The sequence below is a fragment of the Duganella caerulea genome, from assembly GCF_040362985.1.
GTDB classification, from domain to species: domain Bacteria; phylum Pseudomonadota; class Gammaproteobacteria; order Burkholderiales; family Burkholderiaceae_D; genus Rugamonas; species Rugamonas vulcania.
In genome coordinates, this window is the sequence record NZ_BPWJ01000004.1 from 531,807 (window position 1) to 557,046 (window position 25,240).

Sequence of the window (25,240 nt, forward strand, 5' to 3'; positions counted from 1 at the left end):
ATTCTAGTCGTAAGTCATCGTACAACTATAAAACGCGATAGGCAAGCGGAAAGATGCGGTTATTCAAGGGATTACGCCGCCATGCCAGCCCGTTGCGAGGGCTGCCATGGCGGCGTTGTATGATGACATTTATTGCAATTAAGCGGACTTGGCGCTGCCGCCAGTCTTGGCCAGCAGCAGCGCGACCAGGCTGATCACCGCGGCGGTGGACAGGTAGTAGCCGACGTATTGCAGGCCGTAGTTGGTGGCCAGCCAGGTGGCCGCGTACGGCGCCAGCGAGGCGCCCAGGATGCCGGCCAGGTTGAACGTCAGCGAGGCGCCGGTGTAGCGCACCTCGGCCGGGAACAGCTCGGACAGGATGGTGCCCAGCGGGCCGTAGGTCATGCCCATCAGGCCCAGGCCCAGCGACAGGAACACGGTCACCTGCACGCTGCTGCCGGAACCGAACATCGGCGCCATCGCCAGCCCGAACACGGCGATCGCGGCCGAGACCCAGATCAGCGTGGCGCGGCGGCCGTAGCGGTCGGCCCACAGCGCGGCCACGGGGATGGTCAGGCCGAAGAAGATCACGGCGAACAGCTGCTGGATCAGGAAGTCCTTACGGCTGAACTTGAGCGCGCTGGTGCCCCAGCTCAGCGCGAACACGGTCATCAGGTAGAACAGCACGAAGGTGGCCAGCGCGATCAGCGTGCCCAGCACCAGCACGCGGCGATGGTCGCGCCATACCGTCACCACCGGCACCTTGACGCGTTCGTTCTTGTCCAGCACCTTCTGGAAGTCCGGCGTCTCATGGATCTTCAGCCGGATGTACAGGCCGACGATCACCAGCAGCGAGCTCGACAGGAACGGGATGCGCCAGCCGTAGCTGAAGAATTCGGCGTCGGTCAGCGTCTGGCTCAGCAGCAGGAAGATGCCGCCCGACAGGAAGAAACCGATCGGCGCGCCCAGCTGCGGGAACATGCCGTACCAGGCGCGCTTGCCCGGCGGCGCGTTCTCGGTGGCCAGCAGCACCGCGCCGCCCCACTCGCCGCCCAGACCCAGGCCCTGGCCGAAGCGGCACAGCGCCAGCAGCGCCGGCGCCAGCGTGCCGATCGAGGCGTAGGTCGGCAGCGCGCCGATCACCACCGTCGAGATACCCATGGTCAGCAGCGCCGCCACCAGCGTGGCCTTGCGGCCGATGCGGTCGCCGAAGTGGCCGAACACGGCCGAGCCGACCGGGCGCGCGAAGAAGGCGATGGCGAACGTGGCCAGCGATTGCAGCGTGGCGGCGGCCGGGTCGCTGGCCGGGAAGAACAGCTTGGGGAACACCAGCACCGCCGCGGTGGCGTAGATGTAGAAATCGAAGAATTCGATCGTGGTGCCGATCAGGCTGGCAAATAGCACGGTGGCCGGGGAATTGGCCTTGGGCGATCCGGGGTGAGACTGACTCATGCTTGACGCTCCTGCGGGTGGATGGTGCGGCCCATCATACACACCGGCCTTGCCCGCTGCCAAGCAGTTAAGCTTGTTACCTAGGTATCGATTTGCGTAAAGGCAACGCTGATCGGTTCGGCCTGCAGCGGCCGCACCAGGCGCGCCACTTCCTGGCCGTCGCGCAGGAAGATCAGGGTCGGCCACAGTTTGACGCGGTAGGAGCGGCCCAGCGCGCGGCCGGGGCCGTCCTCGACCTTGTAGTGGCGCACGCCCTCGTGGCCGGCGAAGGCCTGTGCCAGCGGGGCCTGCGCGGCCATGCAGTGGCCGCACCAGTTGGCGCCGAACTCCAGCAGCGTGGCGCCGGCCAGGGCGTCGATGGCGGCGCGGTCCGGCGCGGCGGGAGTGTAGATTTTTTCCATGATGTCAGGATAGGGGTTTGGATTTAAGTTGGGCGCACGGATCGGGCCGGGGCTGCGGCGCCACCGTGTAGACCGCGTCGTAGCGGCCGGCGCCGGCGGCGTCTTCCAGGTAGCCTTCGCTGCGCACCGTCAGCGCCGGCGCCAGCGTGTTGATCCAGCGCGCCACGCCGATGTCCTTGCGCACGTGGCCGTTGCCGGCGATCAGCACCACGTCGCGCGGCTGCTGGTCGCGCACGATCTTGGCCATCCAGATGTCGCGCGACACCTGGGCGTTGATCATGCCGTCGACCATCATCTCCGGCAGCATGTTGCAGTGGCCGGCGAGAATTTCCTTGTACTGGCCGGCGCGCACGTCGGCCGGCAGCGGCTGGTCCAGGTGGTAGTCGCGCACGCTTTGCGGGTCGAAGGTGGCGGCGATGCCGTCGCGCACCACGCGCGAGGCGTCGGCGCGCGACAGGTTGCCGGCCACCAGCGGCAGCTGGTAGGTCAGCGCCAGCTGGATCACCGGATAGTAGAGCTGCCAGTCCCAGCGGACGCCGCCGACCACGCGGATCACGCATTGCGCGTCCAGGCAGCCTTTCTGGGCCTTGTTGAGCACGTCCTGGTTTTCGCGGTCGAACTGCTCCATGACGATGGCCGGGCGCCAGCCCGCCTCCACCCGCTGGCGCAGCAGCTCGTAGCGCAGCTTGTGGCCGGCGGCATTGTCGTGCACCTCGCCCAGCAGCAGCACCTGCGGATTGGGTCCGGCCGGCGCCGGCACCGCGGCGGCCGATCCGCCGGCCGGCTTGCCGCCGCTGGCGCAGCCGGCCAGCAAGGCCAGCGCGGCCACGGCGAAAGTCAATCCCGGCGTGCCGCTATATGTGGAAATCGTCTGTGTCTGGGCCATATCTAATCTAATTAATTGTTGCGAAGTCGGGATCGTGTACGCCACAGGCAGACTGGCAAAAAGCGTTGTTGCGTTGCACGAATAAATTGCCCCCGGAAAAATACAGATGGCAATATGTTACCAAATATGATCTAATGTGAACTTGTAGAGCACGGTTGGACTAGCGTCCGCTGTTAATCTAATGTTTATGCTTTAATGTAGCCTTAACGTCCTGCGTCCGCAGCATAGTCAGGAGAAACGTCGTGAAGAAGTCAACTTTAATAACAACATTATTGCTTGCCCTGGGTACCATCGGCGCCGCACAGGCCGCCCCGGAAAAAGGCGAAGTCGCAACTGCAGCAATTGTACTGGCTCATTGCGACACCCACAGCACCACGCCGTGCGGCATCAACGATTCGGCCTCTGCGGAAAAGACCACCCGGGATCGCGAACCCGAGGCGTTGGCGTCGAACGCTCCCAACAACAAGCAAGCCATCGATCCGGTGGCCGAAGTGCCGGAACCGCAAACCTTTGTCATGCTGATGCTGGGCCTGGTCGTCCTGGGTTTCGCCTCGCGCCGCGGCGAAGCGTCGGAAACCTTCACCGACTGAACGCGGCCGCTACAGGCCGCACACCGAATGGATGTTGGTGATGGCGACGCCATGCAGGATGGCGCGCCCGACGCACGATAGTTTCTGGACGCCGTCCTCGGTGCCCAGCACCGCAAAGATCGCCACCGCCAGCGCCACGCCTACCAGTATCGCCAAGCCTTTGAGTGTGTCCTTGTCCATGGCGGCATTCTAGCGCGGCGCCGCCGGCCTAAGCAACGGCGGGCCCCAGCGTGTAGTCGAAATCGTAGTAGTGCTTGCCGCCCTCGATGCGGATCTGCAACGTGCCACCGAGGCCGGACAACTCGTCGCGCCCGGAATCGGGCACCACCGCCACCTTCAGTCCCGGCGTCCCGCGCTCCATGGTGCCGGTGTGGTACAGCAGGAAGCTGCCGCGCCGTCCCTCCAGCGTCCCCTGCACCCGCTCCATCGCCACGTAGGCGCCCGAACCCAGTTCGCGGTCCATGTAGGCCAGCATTTCGCCGCTGCCGACGGCGTCCAGCGCGCCGTGGTACTGCTTGTCGAGCGACATGCGGCCGATGCCGCTGTCGGCCGCCACGGCCGACATGGCTTCGACCGCCATCTTGACGTTGAATTCACCGCTGATGTGTGGCATGACTGTCCTTTCAGTTGGGGAGGCGGGCGTCGGCGCTGGCCGCGGCGGCGGACGGGTCGTCCACCGGCGTCACGCAAGGCATCCGCAGGACGAAGCTGGCGCCCTGTCCCAGCACGCTGGACACCGTAATGGTGCCGCCAAACTGCTTGGCCATCAAGTTGAACACGATATTGAGTCCGAGGCCGGTGCCGCCCTGCCCGCGGCGGGTGGTGACGAAGGGGTCGAACACCTTGTCCAGCATGTCCGGCGGGATGCCCTTGCCGTCGTCGGTCACCTGCATCTCGATCCAGTCGCCCTGCTGCGCCACGCCGATGGTGATGCGGCCCTCGTCGCCCGGGTCGAAGGCGTGCTCGACGCAGTTGAGCGTCAGGTTGGTGATGACCTGGGCCAGCGCGCCCGGATAGCTGTCGAGGATGATGTCCGGCGGACAGGCGATGCTGACGGTGATGTGCGTCTTCTTCAGCTTGGGCTGCAGGCTCGACACCACCTCGTTGATGTAGTCGCGCAGCTCGAAGCGGCGGCGCGCCTCGCTGACCTGGTCGACCGCGATCTGCTTGAAGCTGTGGATCAGGTGCGCGGCGCGGTAGGCGTTGTTCATGATCAGGCGCGTGCTTTCGGCCGCCGTCTCCAGGTAGCGCGTGATGTCGGATTTCTTGATGTTGCCGGCCGCCACGGCCGAGTTGACCTTCTCGGTCGCCTCCATCAGCACCGAGGCGCTGGTGAGCGCGATGCCGACCGGCGTGTTGATCTCGTGCGCGACGCCGGCCACCAGCCCGCCCAGCGAGGCCAGCCGCTCGGCCTGCAGCAGCGACTCCTGCGTGCGGCGCAGGTCGTCGAGCGCCTTGGCCGTGGCCTGGGCCGACTTGCGGGCCTCGTCCTCGGCCTCGCGGATGCGCTGGATGTTCGATTTGATCTTGCGCTGGATGGCGTTGAAGCCGCGGATCACCTCGCCCAGCTCGTCGTGCCGGCTGTCGGGCAATTCCTCCACCTCGTCGCTGCCGCGCGTGGCCAGGTCGAACAGGCCGTCGCGCAGGCGCTTGAGCGGATCGAACACGATGCGCAGCGACAGCGCCAGCGCCGCCACCAGGATCAGGTCCAGCAGCAGCACCTCGATCACCTTGCGCCGCACCTCGGCCGCCAGCGTGGCGTCGATCTGCGCGCGGCTAAAGTTGACCACCACGCGGCCGACGATGACCGGCTTGAGCGAGGCGCCGGCCGCGCCGGAATCGCGGTAGGCCAGGTCGGCCACCACCGGCGAACCACCGACGGCGGCGTCGTTCTCGATCGAGCTGACGCTGCCGTTTTCGTTGCGCAGCTTGCCGGAGAACAGGCCGACCGAGGTGTCGTACACGCGAATCGAGACCAGCTCGGGCGGCAGCATCTCGGCGGCGACGATGTTGTCGACCTTGGCCTTGTCCAGGTCCCACAGCGCCGACGGCAGGCTGGTCTGCAGACGGGTCAGCACGCCCTGGCGCAGGCGCTGGCTGCTCACTTCCAGCTCGTGGCCCAGGCTGTACTGGGCGTAGGTGCCGGAAATGCCCAGCACCAACGTGACGATGACCACGAAAAGCAGCGTCAAGCGGCCTTGGATACCAAACATCGACCAACCTCCCTGCATTGATGGAATTGACGGCAACGCCCCAATGTACGGTATGACATGCGACTTGGCAAGTTATGGCCCCCGCCGCCACGCCGGCATGGCAGACTTTGCTTGCACGCAATGGTAAGATCACGCAAAGTGGATCAGGTGGCAAACCGGGAGGCAACATGACGAGCAATTACCATCAACTGACGCTGGCGGAGGTGCGGCCGGGCATGGTCCTGTCGGACGTGCTGCTGGACGTGCAGGGCCATGTGCTGCTGCCGCAGGGCACGGCGCTGACCGAGGCCATGCTGGCGCTGATGCCGCGCCACGGCATCGCCGTGCTGCCCATCCTGAAGGAAGAGGTGTCGCCGGAAGCGGTGCAGGCCACGCTGGAGCACCACGAGGCGCGCATCGCCCGGCTGTTCCGCAAGAACGATCCCGACAGCGACAGCGACTGGGCCACCGCGCTGCTGCGCCGTTTCGTCTCGGACTTCCGGATGGGTCCGCAGGAGGCCGCCGAGCATGAGTAATACGCTGAGTTACGACGACGTCGTCCGCACGCTGGACGACCTGCCCTCGCTGCCGGCGGTGGTGATGGAGCTGCTCAACAGCATCGACCAGGACGATGTCGACATCTCCGTGCTGGCCAAGAAGGTGTCCTACGACCAGGCGCTGACGGCCAAGACGCTGCGGCTGGCCAACTCCTCGCTGTACGGGCTGCAGGTCAAGGTGACCACCATCCAGCAGGCGATCACCTACCTGGGCTTCCAGACCACGCGCAACCTGATCACGGCGGCCGCCGTCACCGGCTGCTTTGCCGAGGGCCACTGCCCCGGCTTCGACCACAAGGCGTTCTGGCGCCACTCGATCGCCACCGCCGCCTGCGCCAAGGTGCTGGCGCGGCAGATGCGCTTCAACCAGGATTACGCCTTCACGGCCGGGCTGCTGCACGATATCGGCCGGCTGGTGCTGGTGTCGTGTTTCCCGAACCAGTATTCGGAAACCATCGCCTACCGCGACCAGCACGATTGCTATCTGCTGGAGGCGGAACGCACGGTGCTGGGCGTCGATCATGTCGACGCCGGCATGGCGCTGGCCGAGCACTGGAATTTTTCCGACACGATGCGGCTGGCCATCGGCGGCCACCACGACCCGGAGGCGCCGGGCGCGGGCTTCCTGGCGGCCATCATCCATGTGGCCGACGCCATCGTGCATGCGCTCGATCTGGCGCAGGCGCAGGACGATCTGGTCCCGCCGGTGTCCACCGTGGCCTGGACTGCGCTGGGCCTCGATGAGGAAATCTATCTGCAATTGTTCCGCGAGACGGAACTGCAATATGAAGAAATCTCGATGGTGCTGCTGAGCTGATTATCTTTCTGAAGCAAAACTCCTGAAGCGGCGGGCTGGCTGCCGGCCGGGCTGGAATCAGCCACGGCAACGGCAGCAGCGGGCATGCGCGCGCATTAGTGACGCGCGTAGTTTCCGGCCTCGGCCTTTTCGGTGCGCTCTTCCGGCTTTGGTCGGCCCTGGGCGTCGGACAGGCGGTACTTGGTGCGGCGGTCGCCCATCAAGTCACGCAGGTCGCGGATGCTCATGCCGGTCACTTCGTGCATGCGGATCAGCAGCGAGGCGCCGACCGGCAAGCGGTGGTGGCGGATCTTGCTGATGACCGGCGGCGCGACTTCCAGCAGGCGCGACAGCGCTGCATCGTTCTTCAACTGCATCTTGCCGAGCAAGATATCCAGGAGATGGTTAGGGTTGTAGCTTTCCTGGGAAGCGAGAGCGTGGTGTGCCATGATTTTCCTCGTTGGTTGGGTGAATGAAGTGTGCAGGCCTGAACTTAAGCGCAACTTAGTTCCTTGGACTAAGTTTCAGCTAGCCTCTGCTGATTGCCTTTCGTGCAAGATAATTCTATGCTCAAAAGGGCCTGTTTCCGCCGTTGTGCGCCGAGCGAAGATTGTTCGACATCAATCACGGGCTAGAAACCTTAGCAACAATGCTATTTCATCACATGGGGCTGGAGGGTGTCGCACGCAAGAACTTGTAGGAAACTGTTACACAAAGCAAGTTCAGCTTTACACGGGCGGAAATGGCGGAAAAGCGGGGCCGGCGGGACGCCGGCGCACGCGCTGTGGCGGCGGATCAGGCGGTGGTGTCGATGTGGCGGCCGACGGTCTTTTCGGTCTGGCGGCGGTCCTGCTGGGTATGCTTGTCGGCGGCCTGCGCCTGGCGCCGCTGCTGGGCGGCGGCGTCGTCGTTGGCCTGGGCGCGGGCGCGCTGGGTGTCGGCGTTCTGCTCCACCCGGGTCTGCACCGCGCGCTCGGCCTCCGTGCTGCGCTGAGCCCGGTCGGCGCGCTCGGCAGCGCCTGCCTGCTCGCTGCGCTGGCGCTCGCGGTTGACGCGGGTCTCGCGCTGGTTGGCCGCCTGCACGCCATCGAGAGGGGCGCTGATGCGCGACGACGAAATCGTGTTGGCTGCCATGTTCCCCTCGCTGGAAATTGCCCGCAGGCTACGCTTTCAATGTAGAAGGCAGGCCGTCCAAAATCAAGGCCTATCGCGTCTGGCGGCGGAAAATTACGTTAAACTATCGCCTGTGCCGGCACTGCCGGCCTCTCTCATAAAGCATGCCATTGAAAACCAAAACGCCAGTCCAACCGTACTACTTCGTCCCGGAGCCGCTCGATAACGCGCGCCTGGCCCACCTGTGCGGCCCCCTCGACGAAAACCTGCGCCAGATTTCCGCCGCGCTGGACGTCACCATTTTCCGCCGCGGCGAGAAGTTCATCGTCAGCGGCCACAACGCCGAACGCGCGGTGCAGATCCTGGAGCAGTTCTACGCGGTCGCCAACAAGATCGTGCCGATCGAGGAAGTGCAGCTGGCCCTGGTCGAACAGCGCGCCGGCCTGGCCGCGGCCGCCGTCGCATCGCCGTCCGCGCCGGACCAGCCGCGCGTGGTCGAAGCGCCGTTCGTCGAGCCGGACATCAACAGCCCGATCCTGAAAACCCGCCGCGCCGACCTGCGCGGCCGCACGCCGCACCAGATCCGCTACCTGCGCAACATCCTGGAGCACGACATCAGCTTCGGCGTCGGTCCGGCCGGCACCGGCAAGACCTACCTGGCGGTGGCCTGCGCGGTCGACGCGCTCGAGCGCGACGCGGTCAAGCGCATCATCCTGACCCGCCCCGCCGTCGAGGCGGGCGAGCGGCTGGGCTTCCTGCCGGGCGACCTGGCGCAGAAGGTCGATCCCTACCTGCGTCCGCTGTACGACGCGTTGTACGACCTGCTGGGCTTTGACCGCACGCAGAAGATGTTCGAGAAGCAGGTGATCGAGATCGCGCCGCTGGCTTACATGCGCGGCCGCACGCTCAACCACGCCTTCGTCATCCTGGACGAGGCACAGAACACCACGGTCGAGCAGATGAAGATGTTCCTGACCCGCATCGGCTTCGGCAGCAAGGCCGTGGTGACGGGCGACGTCACCCAGGTCGACCTGCACAAGAGCCAGAAGAGCGGCCTGGTGGACGCTATCCAGGTATTGAAGGAAGTGCGCGGCATCGCCTTCAGCCACTTCAACAGCGAAGACGTGGTGCGCCATCCGCTGGTGGCGCGCATCGTCGACGCCTACGAAACCGCGCACAACCACGAAGCGGAAATCGCTCCCCTCCTCAAAGCCACAGCTCTCAAAAATGTCCGCAAAAAATAAACTGACGCTGTCGGTGCAATATCCCGACGCCCGCCTGCAGGAAAGCCTCACCCGTCCCAAGATCCGCCGCTGGGTGCAGGCCGCGCTGTTCGCGCCGGCCGAGCTGACGATACGCTTCGTCGACGCCGACGAAGGCCGCACGCTGAACCGCGACTACCGCGAAAAAGACTACGCCACCAACGTGCTGACCTTCGCCTACAACGAAGGCGAAGAGTTGCCGGACGACGCGCCGACCCAGGCCGACATCATCCTCTGCACCGACGTGCTGGAGCGGGAAGCGGCCGAGCAAAAGAAAACCGTGGAGGAACACGCCGCCCACCTGATCGTCCACGGCGTGCTGCACGCGCAGGGCTACGACCACATGGACGACGAGGAAGCGGCGGAGATGGAAGGCATCGAAACGGAAATCCTGGCCGGCCTGGGCTACGCCGATCCCTACGCCGACTGAGGGGCAGGCGCTGCCTTTTTGACAAAAAAGGCCCCGCCGCCCCATTTCGTGTATCCTATACCCCTTCGAAACAATGGCTCACGCCTCCTATGCAAGAGCACTCTAGTGGCGTCAAGACTGACGCCAAACCCCACCGGTCGCTGTTTGAACGCCTGACCGCACTGATTTCCCCCGAGCCAGAGAACCGCGCGGAACTGCTCGAAGTTCTGCACGACGCCCACGAACGCAACCTGATCGACGCCGACGCCCTGTCGATGATCGAAGGCGTGTTCCAGGTGTCGGACCTGTCCGCCCGCGACATCATGATCCCCCGCTCGCAGATGGACGTCATCGACATCTCCAAGCCGATCGAGGAATGGATGCCGCAAGTGCTGTCCACCGCCCACTCGCGCTTCCCCGCCATCGAAGGCGAGCGCGACAAGGTGATCGGCATCCTGCTGGCCAAGGACCTGCTGCGCTACTACGCCGAGGAATCGTTCGACGTGCGCGACATGCTGCGCCCGGCCATCTTCATCCCCGAATCGAAACGCCTGAACGTGCTGCTGCGCGACTTCCGCGCCAACCACAACCACATGGCCATCGTGGTGGACGAGTACAGCGGCGTGGCCGGCCTGATCACCATCGAGGACGTGCTGGAGCAGATCGTCGGCGACATCGAGGACGAGTACGACTTCGACGAGGAAGAGGACAACATCCTGTCGATCAAGGAGGGCGTGCACGGCCCGCGCTGGCGCATCAAGGCGCTGACCGAGATCGAGCAATTCAACGAGGAACTCGACACCGCGCTGCCGGACGACGACGTCGACACCATCGGCGGCCTGGTCGCCAAGCACCTGGCGCGCATGCCGCACAAGGGCGACGTGTTCGACATGGAAGGCCTGCGCTTCGAAGTGCTGCGCGCCGACGCCCGCCAGATCCACGTGCTGCTGGTGGAAAAACTGCCGCCCGCCGTTGAAGCCGGCGACGACGCCTGATGCGTTTTCGCCGCGCCAATCCGAACGATCCGCCCAAGCCGCAACGCTCCACCCGTGGCCGCATGGCCATCACCGCCGTGGCCGGCGCGCTGTGCGTGTTCGCCTTCGCGCCGTTCGGCTGGTGGCCGCTGGAGATCCTCGGCCTAGCCACCTTGTTCTACCAGGTGCTGCGCAGCAGCAGCGTCAAGGCCGCCGCGCTGATCGGCTGGGCCTTTGGCTTCGGCTGGACCGCCGCCGGCGTCCACTGGCTCTACGTTTCCATGCACACCTACGGCGCCATGCCGGCGCCGCTGGCGGCCGCCGCCGTGCTGCTGCTGGGCTGGGGCATGGGCTTCTACGTCGCGCTGGCGATGGGCGGCGCGGCCTGGCTGCGCAAGCGCTGGGCGCTGCCGCTGCCGGCCGCCAACCTGCTGGTGCTGCCGGCCATGTGGTCGCTGTTCGAATGGCTGCGCGGCTGGTTGTTCACCGGCTTCCCGTGGCTGTCGGCCGGCTACGCCCACAACCACAGCCCGCTGGCCGGCTTCGCGCCGCTGATCGGCATGTACGGCCTGGGCTGGCTGGCTGCGGTGATCGCCGGCGCCCTGCTGTTGCTGCTGCACCGCACACGCCTGCGCGCGGCCGGGCTGATCGTCGCCATCTGCGTGGCCGGGGTCGCGCTGAGCTACCTGCACTGGACCTACCCGGAAGGCAAGCCGATCTCGGTGCGCCTGCTGCAGGGGAATATCCCGCAGGACGAGAAATTCAATGGAGCCCATGTGATGGCGGCGCTCAAGCTGTACCAGGATGCCATCACGGCCGCGCCCGCCGACCTGATCGCCACGCCGGAGACTGCCATCGTCATGCTGCCGCAGCAGCTGCCGCCCGACTACTTGCCCGGCATCGCCCAGTTCCTCAACAAGACCAACAGCAACCTGATCCTGGGCATCCCGCTGGCCGACAGCCAGACCGCGTACTTCAACAGCGCGATCGGCATCCCGTCCAAGCTGGGCTCGAGCTACTACCGCTACGACAAGCACCACCTGGTGCCGTATGGCGAGTTCATCCCGTTCGGCTTCCGCTGGTTCGTCAACCTGATGTCGATCCCGCTGGGCGACCAGACCAGCGGCCGCGACATCCAGCCGTCGTTCCCGATCAAGGACCAGCGCGTGCTGCCCAACATCTGCTACGAAGACTTGTTCGGCGAAGAGATCGCCGAGCAGCTGAACAACCCGGCGCAGGGCCAGAAACCGGCCACCATGCTGCTCAACATCTCGAACCTGGCCTGGTTTGGCGACACCATCGCCATCCCCCAGCATTTGCAGATCTCGCAAATGCGCACGCTGGAGACCGGCCGCCCGATGCTGCGGGCGACCAACACCGGCGCCACCGCCATCATCAATGGCGAAGGCAAAGTGGTGCAGCAGCTGCCCGTGGACACCTACGGCGCGCTGGCGGCCACGGTGCAGGGCACGGCCGGCAGCACCCCGTACATCCTGTGGGGGAACAAGCTGTTCCTGGCGTTGGCCGCGCTGTCGCTGGGCGGGGCCTGGTTTGGGGCCCGGCGCGCAAAAAACCAGCCAAAACCGGCCTAAAGCCGCTTAATCTCTACAGGCTCCCCGTAAAACCCGCTAAAATTGCCGCTTTAGCGAAACCGCAACCGCGCGCCTTTGGGCTGCGCCACCGACTACACAAGATGCTGACATTTCAACAAATTATCCTGACCTTGCAAACCTACTGGGACAAGCAAGGCTGCGCCCTGCTCCAGCCCTACGACATGGAAGTCGGCGCCGGCACCTTCCACACCGGCACCTTCCTGCGCGCGATCGGCCCCGAGCCTTGGCGCGCGGCCTACGTGCAGCCATCGCGCCGCCCGAAGGACGGCCGCTACGGCGAGAACCCGAACCGCGGCCAGCACTACTACCAGTACCAGGTGGTGATGAAGCCGGCGCCGGAAAACATCCTGGACCTGTACCTGGGTTCGCTGGAAGCGCTGGGCCTGGACCTGAAGCAGAACGACGTCCGCTTCGTCGAGGACGACTGGGAATCGCCGACCTTGGGCGCCTGGGGCCTGGGTTGGGAAGTCTGGCTGAACGGCATGGAAGTGACGCAGTTCACCTACTTCCAGCAAGTCGGCGGCCTCGATTGCAAGCCGGTGCTGGGCGAGATCACCTACGGCATCGAACGTCTGGCCATGTACCTGCAGGGCGTCGAGAACATGTACGACCTGGTGTGGACCACCTGGGAAGAAAACGGCGTGACGAAAACGCTGAAGTACGGCGACGTGTTCCACCAGAACGAGGTGGAGCAGTCGGCCTACAACTTCGAGCACTCGAACACCGAGCTGCTGTTCGCCCAGTTCAACAACCACGAATCGGAAGCCAAGCGCCTGATCGAGCTGCAACTGACGCTGCCGGCGTATGAGCAGATCATGAAGGCCTCGCACAGCTTCAACCTGCTGGACGCGCGCGGCGCCATCTCCGTGACCGAACGCGCCGCCTACATCGGCCGCGTGCGCGCCCTGTCGCGCCTGGTCGCGCAAGCCTACTACGATTCGCGTGAACGCCTGGGCTTCCCCATGGCTCCCGCCGCCGCTGTCGCCGCCGCTGAATAAACTGTATAAATAATATGACTCAAACTCTGCTCATCGAACTGCTGACCGAAGAACTGCCGCCGAAGGCGCTCGCCAAACTGGGCAAGGCTTTCGCGGACGGCATCGTCAACGGCCTGAAATCGCGCGACTTCCTGGAAGCCGACAGCGTCGCCACCTCGTACGCCTCGCCGCGCCGCCTGGCCGTCTCCATCACCAAGGTGCGCGCCACCTCGCCGGACAAATCGATCCGCGAAAAAGTGCTGCCGGTGTCGGTGGCGCTGGACGCCGCCGGCAACGGCACGCCGCCGCTGGCCAAGAAACTGGCCGCGCTGGGCTTCCCCAACCTGACCGTGGCCGACCTGGAACGCGCGCAGGACGGCAAGGCCGAAAGCTTCTTCTACACCTACACCGCAGCCGGCAGCGCGCTGCATGCCGGCTTGCAGGCCGCGCTGGAAGACTCGGTCGCCAAGCTGCCGATTCCTAAAGTGATGAGCTACCAGCGTCCCGACGGCGCCACCGTGCAATTCGTGCGTCCGGCCCACAGCCTGATCGCACTGCATGGCGCCACCGTGCTGCCACTGACCCTGCTGGGCCTGACCGCGTCGAACGTCAGCGAAGGCCACCGCTTCCTGACCGCTCCCGGCCAGCGCATGGTCACCATCGCCAACGCCGACAGCTACGCCGCCACGCTGGCGAGCGAAGGCAAGGTCCTGGCCAGCGTCGAAGACCGCAAGGAGAAGATCCGCGCCGAACTGCTGGCCAAAGCCGGCGCCGACACGGTGCTGATGCCTGAATCGCTGCTGGACGAAGTGGCCGCGCTGGTCGAATGGCCGGTGGTCTACGAATGCAAGTTCGAGGAAGAGTTCCTGGCCGTGCCGCAGGAATGCCTGATCCTGACCATGCAGACCAACCAGAAATACTTCGCGCTGACCGACACCAACGGCAAGCTGCGTTCGCGCTTCCTGATCGTCTCCAACATCGCCACCGACACGCCGGCCGCCATCATCGACGGCAACGAGCGCGTGGTGCGTCCGCGCCTGTCCGACGCCAAGTTCTTCTTCGAGCAGGACAAGAAGAAGACGCTGGAATCGCGCCTGCCGCTGCTGGAAAAAATCGTCTACCACAACAAGCTGGGCACGCAGGCCGCACGCGGCGAACGCGTGGCCGCGCTGGCCGGCTACATCGCCACCGCCATCGGCGGCGACGCCGCGCTGGCCACCCGCGCAGCCAAGCTGTCGAAGGCCGATCTGGTCACCGAGATGGTCGGCGAATTCCCTGAGCTGCAAGGCATCATGGGCACCTACTACGCCCGCAACGACGGTGAGCCGGAAGACGTGGCGCTGGCCGCGTCCGAGCACTACCAGCCGCGCTTCGCCGGCGACGCCCTGCCGTCCACCGTCACCGGCACCGCCGTGGCCCTGGCCGACAAGCTGGAAACCCTGGTCGGCATCTGGGCCATCGGCCTGGCGCCAACCGGCGACAAGGACCCGTTCGCGCTGCGCCGCCACGCGCTGGGCGTGCTGCGGATGCTGATCGAGAAGCGCCTGCCGCTGTCGATCTCCGGCCTGCTGTCGCACGCCGCGCAGCTGTTTGCTTCCGTGGCCGGCTTCAAAGATCCGAGCGCCGACGTCTACACCTTCATGATCGACCGCCTGCGCGGCATCCTGCGCGAGCGCGGCTTCTCGCCGAACGAAATCGAAGCGGTGGTCGCGCAGAACCCGGACCGCCTGGACGACATCGTGCAACGCCTGGAGGCTGTGCAAGCCTTCGCCGCGCTGCCGGAATCGGCCTCGCTGGCCGCCGCCAACAAGCGCATCACCAACATCCTGAAGAAGAACGAGGAAGCGCTGGCCGCCGCCGGCAACAGCGGCGTGAACGTCGCGCTGCTGCAGGACGCCGCCGAGAAGAACCTCAACGCGGCCGTGGTGCGCGTGCTGCCGGAAATCGACGCCGCCTTCAACAAGGGCGACTTCGCCGGCACGCTGAAAACGCTGGCCAAGCTGCGCGAGGAAGTCGACGCCTTCTTCAACGACGTGATGGTGATGGCCGAGGATGTCGCCCTGCGCAACAACCGCCTGGCCCTGCTGTCGTCGCTGCACGGCATGATGAACCGGGTGGCCGACATTTCGAAGCTGGCGGCCTAAATGGGTACGCCGTCCATGAAACTGATCATCCTCGATCGCGACGGCGTCATCAACCATGATTCGCCGGACTTCATCAAGTCGCCGGCCGAGTGGATCCCGGTCCCCGGCTCACTCGAAGCGATCGCCCGCCTGAACCAGGCGGGATATCGGGTGGTGGTGGCGTCGAACCAGTCGGGCATCGCCCGCGAGTTCTTCGACATGTCGATCCTGAACGCGATCCACCAGAAGATGCACAACCTGGCGCAGCAAGTGGGCGCCAGCATCGACGCCATCTTCTTCTGCCCGCACGCCGCGGCTGACGCCTGCGATTGCCGCAAGCCGAAGCCCGGCATGTTCACGGAAATCTCGCAGCGTTATAAAATCAGCCTGAAGGGCGTGCCGACCGTCGGCGACTCGCTGCGCGACCTGCAAGCCGGTTATGTCAGCGGTTGCGTGCCTTACCTGGTCCTGACCGGCAAGGGCGAGAAAACCCAGGCCACCGGCGGACTACCGCCCGGCACCATGGTGTTCCCCGACCTCGCCGCGATGGTCAATCATCTGCTGAAAACCAGCGCCCCGCCGGCGCTGCACGTCGTTAGCTAAACAGTTTTGGAGTCTGCATTGGGTCATCCCGTCTTGTTTCTGCGTTCCCTGATCTTCACCATCATCATGGTGGTATCGACCATCGTCTGGGCCTGCGTATGCCTGCTGGCCGCGCCGCTGCCGTACAACCAGCGCTTCTACATCACCGGACGCTGGAACGTGTTCATGATCTGGTGCCTCAAGGTCATCTGCGGCATCCGCTACGAAATCAAGGGCGCAGAGAACTTCCCTGACGCGCCGGCCGTGGTGCTGTCGAAGCACCAGTCGGCGTGGGAGACCATCTTCCTGCTGCCTAACATGCCGCGTCCACTGGTGTTCGTGTTCAAGAAGGAGATTCTGTACATTCCCTTCTTCGGCTGGGCGATGGCGCTGCTGCGCATGATCCCGATCGACCGCAAGCAGGGCAAGTACGCCTTCCAGGACGTGGTCCGCCACGGCAAGCGCCGGCTGGCCGACGGCCAATGGATTATCATGTTCCCGGAAGGGACGCGCATCCCGGTCGGCAAGGCCGGCAAGTACAAAAGCGGCGGCACCCGCCTCGCCATCGAGACCGGCGCGGTGGTTGTGCCGATTGCCCACAACTCCGGTGAGTGCTGGCCAAAAAATTCTTTCATCAAGCGCCCAGGGCTTGTTACAGTATCGATAGGCAAACCGATTTCTCCGGAAGGACTAACCCCGGACGGCATGATGCAACAGGTGGAAAATTGGATAGAATCAGAAATGCGCGTCATTTCGCCCCACGCCTACAACGCTGGCTAGATGATCTGGCCACGCTGGTGAAGCCGGCGTCGCCGAAAGACGACGCCAGCCAGCTGGACCTGTTTGGACGGGAGGCGCAGTCGTCTCTCAAGCCGGTGTACACCGCACCGGTATGGTCGATTCCGACCGCGCCTGCCTCGAATACCCCTCCCCCCATTTCGCCCTACGTCGCACCGCCGCAGACCGCGGTGCCGGTCAAGCCGCGTGCGCAGACGCCACCGCCGCCGGAGCAGATGCCCAAGCGCCAGCTGATGGTGGGCGACTTCGTACTCGAATATTCGCTACGCCGCTCAACCCGCCGCTCGATCGGCTTCATGATCGACGACGACGGCCTGCGCGTGACGGCGCCCAAGCGCATCAGCATCGCTGAAATCGACAACGCCATCCGCACCAAGCAGCACTGGATACTGAGCAAACTAAAAGAGCGCCGCGAACGCCGCGCCGCGCGGCTGGAGAAGCCGCCGGTGGAGTGGATCGACGGCGCGCAACTGCCCTATCTCGGCGCCGACATCACGCTGCGGCTGCTGGTGGGTGGCCGCAATCGCAGCAGCTACAACCCGGCCACGCGCGAGCTGTCCATGGTGCTGGTGCCCGGCGCCACCGAGACGCTGCTGAAGGAGCGCGTGAAGGCCTGGTACCAGCAGGAAGCCAAGGTGCTGTTCGAGCAGCGGCTGGACATGTACGCCGAGCGGCTGGGGGTGCGCTATCACTCGTTCGGCCTGTCGTCGGCCGGCACGCGCTGGGGCTCGTGCACGGTGGACCGCAAGATCCGCCTGAACTGGAAGCTGATCCACTTCTCGCAACCGCTGATCGACTACGTGATCGCGCACGAGCTGGCGCACATCCTGGAGATGAACCACAGCGCGCAGTTCTGGAACACGGTGGGCCTGATCTATCCCGAATACGAGGAAGCCAAGAACCTGCTGCGCAAGCGCGCGCAGGAGCTGCCGGTGCTGTTCCTATAGCGGCAAGGGCCGTGCTTAGTACTTCAGCAAGGGTGCCAATTCCTCAATTTATTCTAGTCAACTAATTGCATATGCTATAATTGTTAAATGGAAAACAATTATTTGGCTAATGCAATGAATTTATCGAAACTCGCTCTCGTCTGTGCCCTCACTTCCGCCCTGGCCGCATGCGGCGGTGGCGGCGGCGGAGGTGGAAGCACCCCGTCCGCTCCCGACGCCGGCCCTGTGGCCGCGCCATCCCGCACCGTGAGCGGCATCGCCGCCAAAGGCCTCATCAAGGACGGTATCGTCAACGTCTATGCCTACGATGCCGCAGGCAACCGCTCCGCGGCGCCGGTCGCCACCGGACGCACGTCCAGGACCGACGGCAGCTATTCGATCAATTTGGGTAACCGCACCGGCCTGTTCACCGTGGAGATCAGCGCCGACGCAAGCACCACCATGGAAGACGAGTACAGCGGCACGATTTCCATGCCCGCCACGATGACGATGCGTAGTCTGGTCCAGCTCGACAGCGGCAGCGAAACTACCGTGACCGGCCATGTGACGCCGTTCACCGACATGCTGGTGACCGCCGCGATGAGCGCCGGCACGGCAAATGGCTTGACCACGGCGAACGTGGCGTCGGCCCAGACCGAAGTGACCAAGATCCTGGGCTTCAATCCGCTGACCACCAAGCCGCTCAATTCCAACAGCGACGCGGCCGCCACCACGAACAACGCGTCGGAAAAATTGCAGTCCGTGGCGCTGGCGGCGATCTCGCAGATTGCCCACGCCAACGGCTTGGGATGCGCCGGCACGCCGGGCGAAAAAGTCAAATGCGCAGTCGCCGCAACGACCGGCACCGCGACGATGAAAAATGGCGCCGTCAGCATTTCCGGTGGCGCCAAGAACGCGCTGCTCAACGCGCTGACGGCAGTGGCCGGCGACGCCAACGTCAACAAGACAACGATCAAAACGCTGGATGGCCAAAAGCTGTTCTCGGACGTGGCCATCAATACCCCTGCGCCGGTTCCCGTTCCGACGCCGACGCCTACGCCTACGCCGACTCCTGACCCAACACCTACGCCGACGCCAACGCCTACTCCAACTCCGACGCCTACTCCAACGCCGACGCCGACTCCTGACCCAACGCCTACGCCTACGCCGACTCCAACACCGACGCCAACGCCGACGCCTACTCCAACGCCGACACCAACCCCGACGCCTACTCCAACGCCGACGCCAACGCCAACACCGTCCACCCCAGTCGCCGACACGAAAGCCCTGTTCGCCAGCTTGCGCACCAACCTGCAGGCCTGGTCGGACGCGGGCAAGGACGGCGGCGGCCTGCGCAACAGCCTGGACGCGATGAAGGCCGATTTCGACACCGCCGTATCGCCGCTGGACCAGAGCCTGGCTGACTGGACCGTTGTCTCCGGCCGCGGCATCAAGCTGTACAACGACTTCATCCAGAAGAAGTCCCACGCCGTCACCGTCAATGACGGCTGGGCAGCGTCGGCGCTGGGTTCCTGCACGCTCTACAAGGACTCGGCAGCCACCATCGCCATGACGGACAGCGAAGCGTGGTCGGGCACGGTCACGCCGGCAAGCGTCTCCTGCACGCTGAACGGCAAAGTCGCCGAAAGCTCGGAGCGCGCCACGGGCAACGGCACCTACACCCGCGCCATGATCGGCCGAAGCATCACGCTGGTGCCGTCGGCCAACAGCACCTTCAGCTACACTGCCCAGACGCTGCGCTTCTCGCAGGAATACCAGAAGGACCAGAACGGTCCCAACAACATCCGGCTCTCGGGCAGCGTGGCAAGCATCGGCAGCGCGGCAAGCGGCACGATCACCTACGCGATGAACGGCAACACCGTCACCAGCGCGCTGATCGAAGGCACCATGCCCGCCCGCACCGACGCCAGCGGCATGGTCCTCACCGACTACGAAACGTGGCGCATCAAAACCTCCACCACGGCGGAGGCGGGCGGCATCAACAACTATGCGTTCTCCGGCACCATCAGCGCGGTCAAGAACGGCGCGACGCTGGGCAGCGTCAAGATCGCCGACACGTCCTACTTCCGCGCGTCCAACAGCGGCGGCACGTACCGCGTCACCGAAGGCAAGCTGGGCATCGAAATCTCCACCGCCAGCAGCACCGTCAACGGCACCCTGTACCTGAGCAAATTCGACACCGACAAACACGGCAACCGCTACCTGCCCAACTACGCGCAGTTCACCGGCAGCTTCACCAACAGCCGTTCGGAGAACTTCAACGGCGTCATCACGGCCGAAGCGTCGAACTACAAGAACTACGACAGCGCCGTCACGCTGTCGGCGACCAATTTCGTTCTCGCCAACGCATCGTTCAAGGGCAGCCTGAAGATCGTCAGCCGTCCGACGCTGGCGGTGACGTTCGCCGCCCGCACCACGGGCTACCGGATTAACGAGTTCAATGCGACCTACAACGACGGCACCAACGCCATCTCCTTCGACGGCGACAACTCCCTGCCAAGGACGATCCACATCGCCAGCGCCACCGGCGTAACGGTCACGCTGGTGGACGGCGCGAAGTACCTCGACGTCTACAAGAACAACGGCAAGACTGCGCTGATCAATACCGGCACCAGGATGATCAACTACATCGATGGCAGCTTCGAGACACTGAACTGATCCATCATGCGCTTGATTTTTTTACTGGGCACCCTGCTCGTCGCGGGCGGGGCTGCCGCGCAATCGTCCGTCGCCGATAGCGACATCGCGCTGCACGCCCCCAGCGCCAGCTGGCAACCCTATGCCAAGGCCCAGGCCTGGGCGGCCTACGACGCGGTGCCGATCCGCGACCTGGGCCGCGACTGGGGCGGCAGCTACACGCCACGCGACGGCCGCAACGCCTTCCTGCAGCGCGACCGCGTGGAGTTCGGCGTGGAGAAGGACGGCTGGCGCGTCGGCGCGGAATACCGGCTGGAGCTGACGCTGGATGCGAACCGCGACACGGTGGACCTGTACCATGTCTACCAGAGCCACCGGACGCCCGACAAGTCACGCGAGTTCACGGCGGACGCCCATTCGAAACAGTGGGCGGCGGCGGGCGCGCGCGTAGGCCGCACCTTCGCCCTGCCCGACCAGGGCGCCGGCAGTCCCCTGCTGATGGTTTCGGCTGCGGTGTATGGGCACGCCCGCAATCACGACAGCGGCGTGTCGGGCAAAGTCGTCTACAAGACCGACACCGCGTACCGGATCGACGGAACGTATGCGAATTCGAACACCGACTACGCCTATCCGTTCATGCCCGAGGCGACGCAAAAATCATCGGGAGCCAGCATCTCGGCGGCCCTGCAATGGCCGCTGAGCAGCCAGCTCACCGCCAACCTGGCGGTCAACGACTTGTGGAGCCGCATGCGTTGGACCAATTTGCCGTCGGTGGTGAAAAACATCGCCTCCGATGTGCGCACGGTCGACGGCGACGGCTACGTCAACTACAAGCCGTACATCGTGGGCCAGAACAGCTTGATCGAACGCACCGGCACCATCGGCGCCAGCACTGCGCTCAACCTCACCTACCGCCACCAGCAATGGACGGTGCGAGTTGGCGCGCAGCGCATCGCCGGTACCACCATACCGGAAGCCATCGGCAGCTACGCCAGCCAGTGGGGCACGTTCAGCACCAGCTACGACACGCGCTTCAACATGGTGGGGCTGGGCTACGAACAGGGCCCGTTCCGCCTGCGTCTGCGCACCGACCGCCTGCCGTTCAGCGAAGCGCATGCGTTCAGCCTGGAGACGGGCTTGTATTTGATGTTCTGAACCACAGCGCGCGGGAGCGGCCTGTGCTATTTCCTAGTTATGCAAAGCTAAGGCCGCCGTTGCGCTCTGCCAATCGGAACCATTGACGCCGGCGTCCGGCCGCAATGATTCCAGCCCGCCGTATGCCTCGGCCAATGCCTGTAGCACGCGTAAAGCAGACGCAGACTCATCAGGATTCCCCAGCGCCTGTATTGCCATCTTCATGTATTCGACCGCCAGCTCCCGGTCGGCGCGCAGTTCCATCACTTCGCACTCATGATGAGAGACACTGGCAAAGAAATTGCTCATTTCTGCCTCCGTTTCCAGTCAGCCCAGTATATCTTGGCCGTTTTTATATCCGCAGCCTGCCCGCGCTTACCGCCACCGCAAAGCAGCACTACAACCGCGTCGCCGTGCCGTCCATAGTACAACCGATAACCGGCGCCCACGTGGATACGCATCTCAAGCACGCCCCGTCCGACTGGCGCCACATCACCGAAGTTCCCGTTTTCCAGCTGGCGTAAACGAAAACGAATACGAGCTTGCGCTGTCTTATCGCGCAAGCCATCGAGCCATGCGCTAAAAGGAACGCGCACATTATCAGGCGTGTATCGAAGAATTTGCATGATCGCGCATCTGCAGCTTAGAAGTTATTCTGTTGGTATGCAAGCCATCCCAATAGATCAGTATGCGGTCGTTACCTCGCGCCGGTTTCGGCAAAATCAAAGCTGCTTCTGATTTTTCACGCCACCAAAAACCAATTGACGCTTCTATCACCTCGACGTACCTTGTCGCGATGGATACTTTACAAAAATTCAGCCGCACCACCATCGTTCTGCATTGGCTGGTGGCGGCCACCATCATTGGCTTGATTGCGCTCGGCATTTACATGGTCGAGACGGAATCCTGGCACCTGTACGACATCCACAAATCGATCGGCCTGCTGGCGTTTGTGGCTATCCTGGCGCGGCTGGCCTGGCGCTGGCGCAATGGATTGCCGCAGCCGGTGCGGCCGGTGTCGCGGCTGGAGCATGTGACCGCCGTGGCGGCGCATGTGGTGCTGCTGATCCTGACCGTCGTGCTGCCGCTGACCGGCATGCTGTTCTCCGGCGCCAGCGGCCACGGCTTCGGCATCTTCGACTGGCAGCTCTTCCCCAGCCACGAAGTGGCCGGCCAGGCCGTACCGCTCAGCGCCCGCTGGTCCGACTTCGGCCAGACCATGCACGGCTTCCTCGGCTACCTGCTGCTGTTGCTGATCGTGCTGCACGCCGCCGCCGCGCTCAAGCACCATCTGATCGACAAGGATGCCACCCTGAAGCGCATGCTGGGCCGCGCCCCGGAATCAACATAAAGACAAGACAGTTATCCGTTCCGCAAATATCCTTCATTCCATAATAAAAGTTGCTGCACGGAATTTATCATGATAACTTATGCTGCACTGCCGCATAAAGGATAAATTTAATGCAACAAACCATGAAAAAGAAGACCGGCCTGGTCTTGGGTGGAGGCGCGCCGAACTCGCCTTTGATCGCCGGTGCGCTGGCTGCCTTCCTCGACCAGGAAGTCGAATTCGACGTGATTTCCGCCTCGGGCGCGGGCGTTCTGATGGGCTTGCTGTATGCGGCGCCGCTGGAAGGCTCGCCACGCCAGGCGCTGAAACGCTGGGCCGATACCGGCGTCTCCGACAGCATCTACAAGATGATGCCGGTGAACTACAAGGTCTTCCATAAACCGGGCCAGGAGGCGGACGCCTTCCGCAACGCTTTCGCGCCGGCCACCAGCCATCCGGTCTTTGGTGCGATGCAAAATGTTTTCGGCCAGGTGCCGTGGACCGACTGGACCCAGCTGCTGATGTCGACCATGTCGCCGTCCAACCTGTCCGCCAAGAGCCTGGGCCTGTGCGCGCACGCGCCGTTCCTGGAAGGCGCGGTCGACTTCTCCGCCATCGCCGGCATGAAACCGGAATTCTACATCAACGCCTACAACCTGAACCAGCATCGGATGACGATCTGGGACAAGCATGAAATCAAGGCGGAGCATGTGCGCGCCGCGCTGTCCTTCCCCTTCCTGTATGCGCCGACCGAAATCGACGGCGAGGAATACATCGAGGGCGCCGCGCTGGAGACGCTGAACTTCGATCCCTTCATCGAGGGCAAAGGCGCGCACCACGACACCGACACGCTGATCGTGCTCGACATCCTCGGCGACGAGCGCCTGCTACGCAAGCCGCGCAACCTGTATGACGCGTGGGTGGGTTCGATGATCACGCCGCTGGTGAAGATTTCGCAGAACCAGATCCGCCTGTTCGAGCTGGAACACAACACCGACCGCAAGACCGGCCTGCCGAAGCGCCGCATGCTGAAGCTGGAACTGATGGCCGCCGTGCCGGACGATCACATGCCGAACACGATGGATTGGTCGACGTCCAACATGCAGTTCCTGTTCGATATCGGCTACAAGGCGGCGACGCGCTTCTGCCGCCAGCACTCCACGGTGCTGCGCTACGCCGAAGAGGCGGAGCTGGCGGGTTAAAGCCTGACCAGCGGCGGCAGCAAGGCCAGTGTGCGGCGCGTGGCGCCGCGATGCTGGTTGGCGAAGGCCAGCGCGTTGAGGCCCATCGCCGCGCGCGCCGCTTCGTCGTTCAGCAGGCGCCCTGCGGCGGTCATCAGCTCCGCCGCGTCGGCGACGCGCTGCGCGCCGCCTGCGGCCAGCGCGTCTTCCGTCACCAGCGCGAAGTTGAAGGTGTGTGGACCGATCAGCACCGGCTTGCCCAGCGCCGCCGGCTCGATCAGGTTCTGGCCGCCCAAAGGCAGCAGGCTGCCGCCGACGAAGGCCACATCGCAGGCCGCGTAATAGGCGAACATCTCGCCCATCGAATCACCCAGCAGCACATCGACAAAGCCCGGCAACACGGCATCGCCGCCATCCAGCGCCAGCTTGCTGCGGCGCTGCACGTTCAGGCCGTGGGCGCCCATCATCTTCTCCACTTCATCGAAACGCTGCGGATGGCGCGGCACGATCAATAGCAGCACGTTGGCCGGCAGCGCGGCGCGCTCGCGGCGGAACGCATCGAGTATCAGCTCTTCCTCGCCCTCGCGCGTGCTGGCGCACAGCAGCACCGGACGGCCGCCGGTCACACCGCGCAATGCGGCGCCGATGGCCAGCGCCGCATCCGGCACCACCACGTCGAACTTGATGCTGCCGGTGATCTCCACGCGCTGCACACCCAGCGAGCGCACGCGCTCCGCGTCGGCCGCCGTCTGCGCGGCCACCAGCGAGATGCCGCGCGCGGCGTCCACCAGCAAGGAACCGAAGCGGCGCGACCTGCGCAGCGAGCGTTCCGACAGGCGGGCGTTAGCCAGCACCACCGGCACGCCGCGCTTGCCGCATACGGCGATCAGGTTCGGCCACACCTCGGTCTCCATCAGGATGCAGACCGCAGGCTTGAAGTGTTTAATAAAGCGACCCACCATGCTCGCGGTGTCATATGGCAGGTAGGACTGCACCAGCCGTGCGCCATGTTTGGCGAACAGCGTCTTGCCGGTGGCGCGGCCGGTCGGCGTCATGTGGGTGAGGACGATGCGGCTGTGCGGATACTCGGCCAACAGCGCGTCGATCAAGGGCTCGGCGGCGCGCGTCTCGCCGACGGAGACGGCATGCACCCACAGCGTTGGCGCCGAGGAGGCGGCGCCGCTGTAGAAGCCGAGGCGCTCGCCCCAGTGCTGGCGGTAGCCCGGCTCCTTGCGGCCGCGCAGCCACAAGCGGGTCAGCACCAGCGGCAAGGCCAGCAACCACATCACGGAATAGAAAATACGCAT

General features: G+C 64.5%; 27 protein-coding genes. 16 read left to right on the forward strand and 11 right to left on the reverse strand.

Features of this window, described 5'->3' with window-relative positions; all coding sequences use genetic code 11:
• Nucleotides 1-138: 138 nt before the first annotated feature.
• The 3 genes from ACUJB0_RS15185 to ACUJB0_RS15195 form a co-directional block, all read right to left on the reverse strand.
• Nucleotides 139-1,431, reverse strand: coding sequence for an MFS transporter (locus ACUJB0_RS15185; RefSeq protein WP_444845951.1), 1,293 nt, complete (start codon nt 1,429-1,431; stop codon nt 139-141).
• Nucleotides 1,432-1,511: 80 nt separating this feature from the next.
• Nucleotides 1,512-1,832, reverse strand: a complete 321-nt coding sequence (locus ACUJB0_RS15190; protein ID WP_444845952.1) for a thioredoxin family protein — start codon at nt 1,830-1,832, stop codon at nt 1,512-1,514.
• A 4-nt stretch (nt 1,833-1,836) separates the two neighbouring features.
• On the reverse strand, nt 1,837-2,718 hold the full coding sequence (locus tag ACUJB0_RS15195; protein ID WP_444845953.1) for a ChaN family lipoprotein: 882 nt from the start codon (nt 2,716-2,718) through the stop codon (nt 1,837-1,839).
• 242 nt (nt 2,719-2,960) lie between these two features.
• Here ACUJB0_RS15195 and ACUJB0_RS15200 point away from each other — a divergent pair, with 242 nt between their 5' ends.
• On the forward strand, nt 2,961-3,308 hold the full coding sequence (locus ACUJB0_RS15200) for a PEP-CTERM sorting domain-containing protein (protein WP_444845954.1): 348 nt from the start codon (nt 2,961-2,963) through the stop codon (nt 3,306-3,308).
• A gap of 9 nt (nt 3,309-3,317) precedes the next feature.
• Here the strand turns inward: ACUJB0_RS15200 and ACUJB0_RS15205 are convergent, their stop codons facing one another.
• The 3 genes from ACUJB0_RS15205 to ACUJB0_RS15215 are packed head-to-tail and all read right to left on the reverse strand — an operon-like array spanning nt 3,318 to nt 5,521.
• Nucleotides 3,318-3,488, reverse strand: a complete 171-nt coding sequence (locus ACUJB0_RS15205) for a hypothetical protein (RefSeq protein ID WP_444845955.1) — start codon at nt 3,486-3,488, stop codon at nt 3,318-3,320.
• 28 nt (nt 3,489-3,516) lie between these two features.
• The gene (locus ACUJB0_RS15210) at nt 3,517-3,921 is read right to left on the reverse strand and encodes a DUF3224 domain-containing protein (RefSeq protein WP_444845956.1); all 405 of its coding nucleotides are present in this window, start codon (nt 3,919-3,921) and stop codon (nt 3,517-3,519) included.
• 10 nt (nt 3,922-3,931) lie between these two features.
• The gene (locus ACUJB0_RS15215; protein WP_444845957.1) at nt 3,932-5,521 is read right to left on the reverse strand and encodes a sensor histidine kinase; all 1,590 of its coding nucleotides are present in this window, start codon (nt 5,519-5,521) and stop codon (nt 3,932-3,934) included.
• A 167-nt stretch (nt 5,522-5,688) separates the two neighbouring features.
• Between ACUJB0_RS15215 and ACUJB0_RS15220 the strand changes: the two genes are divergently transcribed.
• Entirely contained in the window at nt 5,689-6,036 is a 348-nt protein-coding gene (locus ACUJB0_RS15220) for a hypothetical protein (RefSeq protein WP_444845958.1), read from the forward strand.
• Complete coding sequence (locus ACUJB0_RS15225) at nt 6,029-6,874, forward strand: HDOD domain-containing protein (protein ID WP_444845959.1); 846 nt, start codon at nt 6,029-6,031, stop codon at nt 6,872-6,874. The genes ACUJB0_RS15220 and ACUJB0_RS15225 overlap by 8 nt, the downstream gene beginning before the upstream one ends.
• Before the next feature lie 95 nt (nt 6,875-6,969).
• On the opposite strand, the gene ACUJB0_RS15230 is transcribed toward ACUJB0_RS15225, so the two are convergent.
• Nucleotides 6,970-7,302, reverse strand: coding sequence for a hypothetical protein (locus tag ACUJB0_RS15230; RefSeq protein ID WP_008451968.1), 333 nt, complete (start codon nt 7,300-7,302; stop codon nt 6,970-6,972).
• Nucleotides 7,303-7,648: 346 nt separating this feature from the next.
• Nucleotides 7,649-7,987: a hypothetical protein gene (locus ACUJB0_RS15235; RefSeq protein WP_444845960.1), complete on the reverse strand. Its 339-nt coding sequence runs from the start codon at nt 7,985-7,987 to the stop codon at nt 7,649-7,651.
• Nucleotides 7,988-8,136: 149 nt separating this feature from the next.
• On the opposite strand from ACUJB0_RS15235, the gene ACUJB0_RS15240 reads away from it, so the two are divergent.
• From ACUJB0_RS15240 to ACUJB0_RS15290, 11 genes are all read left to right on the forward strand, one after another.
• Nucleotides 8,137-9,210 carry a PhoH family protein gene (locus tag ACUJB0_RS15240; protein WP_444846056.1) on the forward strand — a complete coding sequence of 358 codons (1,074 nt, stop codon included), beginning with the start codon at nt 8,137-8,139 and terminating at the stop codon, nt 9,208-9,210.
• Complete coding sequence (gene ybeY / locus ACUJB0_RS15245) at nt 9,194-9,658, forward strand: rRNA maturation RNase YbeY (RefSeq protein ID WP_444845961.1); 465 nt, start codon at nt 9,194-9,196, stop codon at nt 9,656-9,658. Before ACUJB0_RS15240 ends, ybeY begins: the two co-directional genes overlap by 17 nt.
• An 89-nt stretch (nt 9,659-9,747) precedes the next feature.
• Nucleotides 9,748-10,632, forward strand: a complete 885-nt coding sequence (locus ACUJB0_RS15250) for a CorC family transporter (protein ID WP_117012017.1) — start codon at nt 9,748-9,750, stop codon at nt 10,630-10,632.
• Complete coding sequence (gene lnt, locus ACUJB0_RS15255) at nt 10,632-12,203, forward strand: apolipoprotein N-acyltransferase (RefSeq protein ID WP_444845962.1); 1,572 nt, start codon at nt 10,632-10,634, stop codon at nt 12,201-12,203. Before ACUJB0_RS15250 ends, lnt begins: the two co-directional genes overlap by 1 nt.
• Before the next feature lie 101 nt (nt 12,204-12,304).
• Nucleotides 12,305-13,222, forward strand: a complete 918-nt coding sequence (gene glyQ, locus ACUJB0_RS15260) for a glycine--tRNA ligase subunit alpha (RefSeq protein ID WP_444845963.1) — start codon at nt 12,305-12,307, stop codon at nt 13,220-13,222.
• A gap of 14 nt (nt 13,223-13,236) precedes the next feature.
• Entirely contained in the window at nt 13,237-15,345 is a 2,109-nt protein-coding gene (glyS, locus tag ACUJB0_RS15265) for a glycine--tRNA ligase subunit beta (protein ID WP_444845964.1), read from the forward strand.
• Nucleotides 15,346-15,360: 15 nt separating this feature from the next.
• Entirely contained in the window at nt 15,361-15,927 is a 567-nt protein-coding gene (gene gmhB / locus ACUJB0_RS15270; protein ID WP_161089250.1) for a D-glycero-beta-D-manno-heptose 1,7-bisphosphate 7-phosphatase, read from the forward strand.
• Nucleotides 15,928-15,993: 66 nt separating this feature from the next.
• Nucleotides 15,994-16,686, forward strand: coding sequence for a lysophospholipid acyltransferase family protein (locus ACUJB0_RS15275; RefSeq protein ID WP_371875034.1), 693 nt, complete (start codon nt 15,994-15,996; stop codon nt 16,684-16,686).
• A 17-nt stretch (nt 16,687-16,703) separates the two neighbouring features.
• The gene (locus tag ACUJB0_RS15280) at nt 16,704-17,651 is read left to right on the forward strand and encodes a M48 family metallopeptidase (RefSeq protein ID WP_444846057.1); all 948 of its coding nucleotides are present in this window, start codon (nt 16,704-16,706) and stop codon (nt 17,649-17,651) included.
• A 114-nt stretch (nt 17,652-17,765) separates the two neighbouring features.
• A complete protein-coding gene (locus tag ACUJB0_RS15285) occupies nt 17,766-20,309 on the forward strand; it encodes a hypothetical protein (protein WP_444845965.1) in 2,544 nt (847 codons plus the stop codon).
• Nucleotides 20,310-20,315: 6 nt separating this feature from the next.
• Nucleotides 20,316-21,443 carry a hypothetical protein gene (locus ACUJB0_RS15290; protein ID WP_444845966.1) on the forward strand — a complete coding sequence of 376 codons (1,128 nt, stop codon included), beginning with the start codon at nt 20,316-20,318 and terminating at the stop codon, nt 21,441-21,443.
• A gap of 33 nt (nt 21,444-21,476) precedes the next feature.
• On the opposite strand, the gene ACUJB0_RS15295 is transcribed toward ACUJB0_RS15290, so the two are convergent.
• Both ACUJB0_RS15295 and ACUJB0_RS15300 read right to left on the reverse strand, forming a co-directional pair.
• Complete coding sequence (locus ACUJB0_RS15295; protein ID WP_444845967.1) at nt 21,477-21,731, reverse strand: hypothetical protein; 255 nt, start codon at nt 21,729-21,731, stop codon at nt 21,477-21,479.
• The gene (locus tag ACUJB0_RS15300; protein WP_444845968.1) at nt 21,728-22,048 is read right to left on the reverse strand and encodes a type II toxin-antitoxin system RelE/ParE family toxin; all 321 of its coding nucleotides are present in this window, start codon (nt 22,046-22,048) and stop codon (nt 21,728-21,730) included. The genes ACUJB0_RS15295 and ACUJB0_RS15300 overlap by 4 nt, the downstream gene beginning before the upstream one ends.
• A 170-nt stretch (nt 22,049-22,218) precedes the next feature.
• Here ACUJB0_RS15300 and ACUJB0_RS15305 point away from each other — a divergent pair, with 170 nt between their 5' ends.
• Nucleotides 22,219-22,773 (forward strand): cytochrome b, encoded by a 555-nt coding sequence (locus ACUJB0_RS15305; protein ID WP_444845969.1) that lies wholly within the window; start codon nt 22,219-22,221, stop codon nt 22,771-22,773.
• A gap of 122 nt (nt 22,774-22,895) precedes the next feature.
• Nucleotides 22,896-23,954 carry a patatin-like phospholipase family protein gene (locus tag ACUJB0_RS15310; protein ID WP_444845970.1) on the forward strand — a complete coding sequence of 353 codons (1,059 nt, stop codon included), beginning with the start codon at nt 22,896-22,898 and terminating at the stop codon, nt 23,952-23,954.
• On the opposite strand, the gene waaA is transcribed toward ACUJB0_RS15310, so the two are convergent.
• Nucleotides 23,951-25,240 carry a lipid IV(A) 3-deoxy-D-manno-octulosonic acid transferase gene (gene waaA / locus ACUJB0_RS15315; protein ID WP_444845971.1) on the reverse strand — a complete coding sequence of 430 codons (1,290 nt, stop codon included), beginning with the start codon at nt 25,238-25,240 and terminating at the stop codon, nt 23,951-23,953. The two genes, ACUJB0_RS15310 and waaA, sit on opposite strands and share 4 nt — an antisense overlap.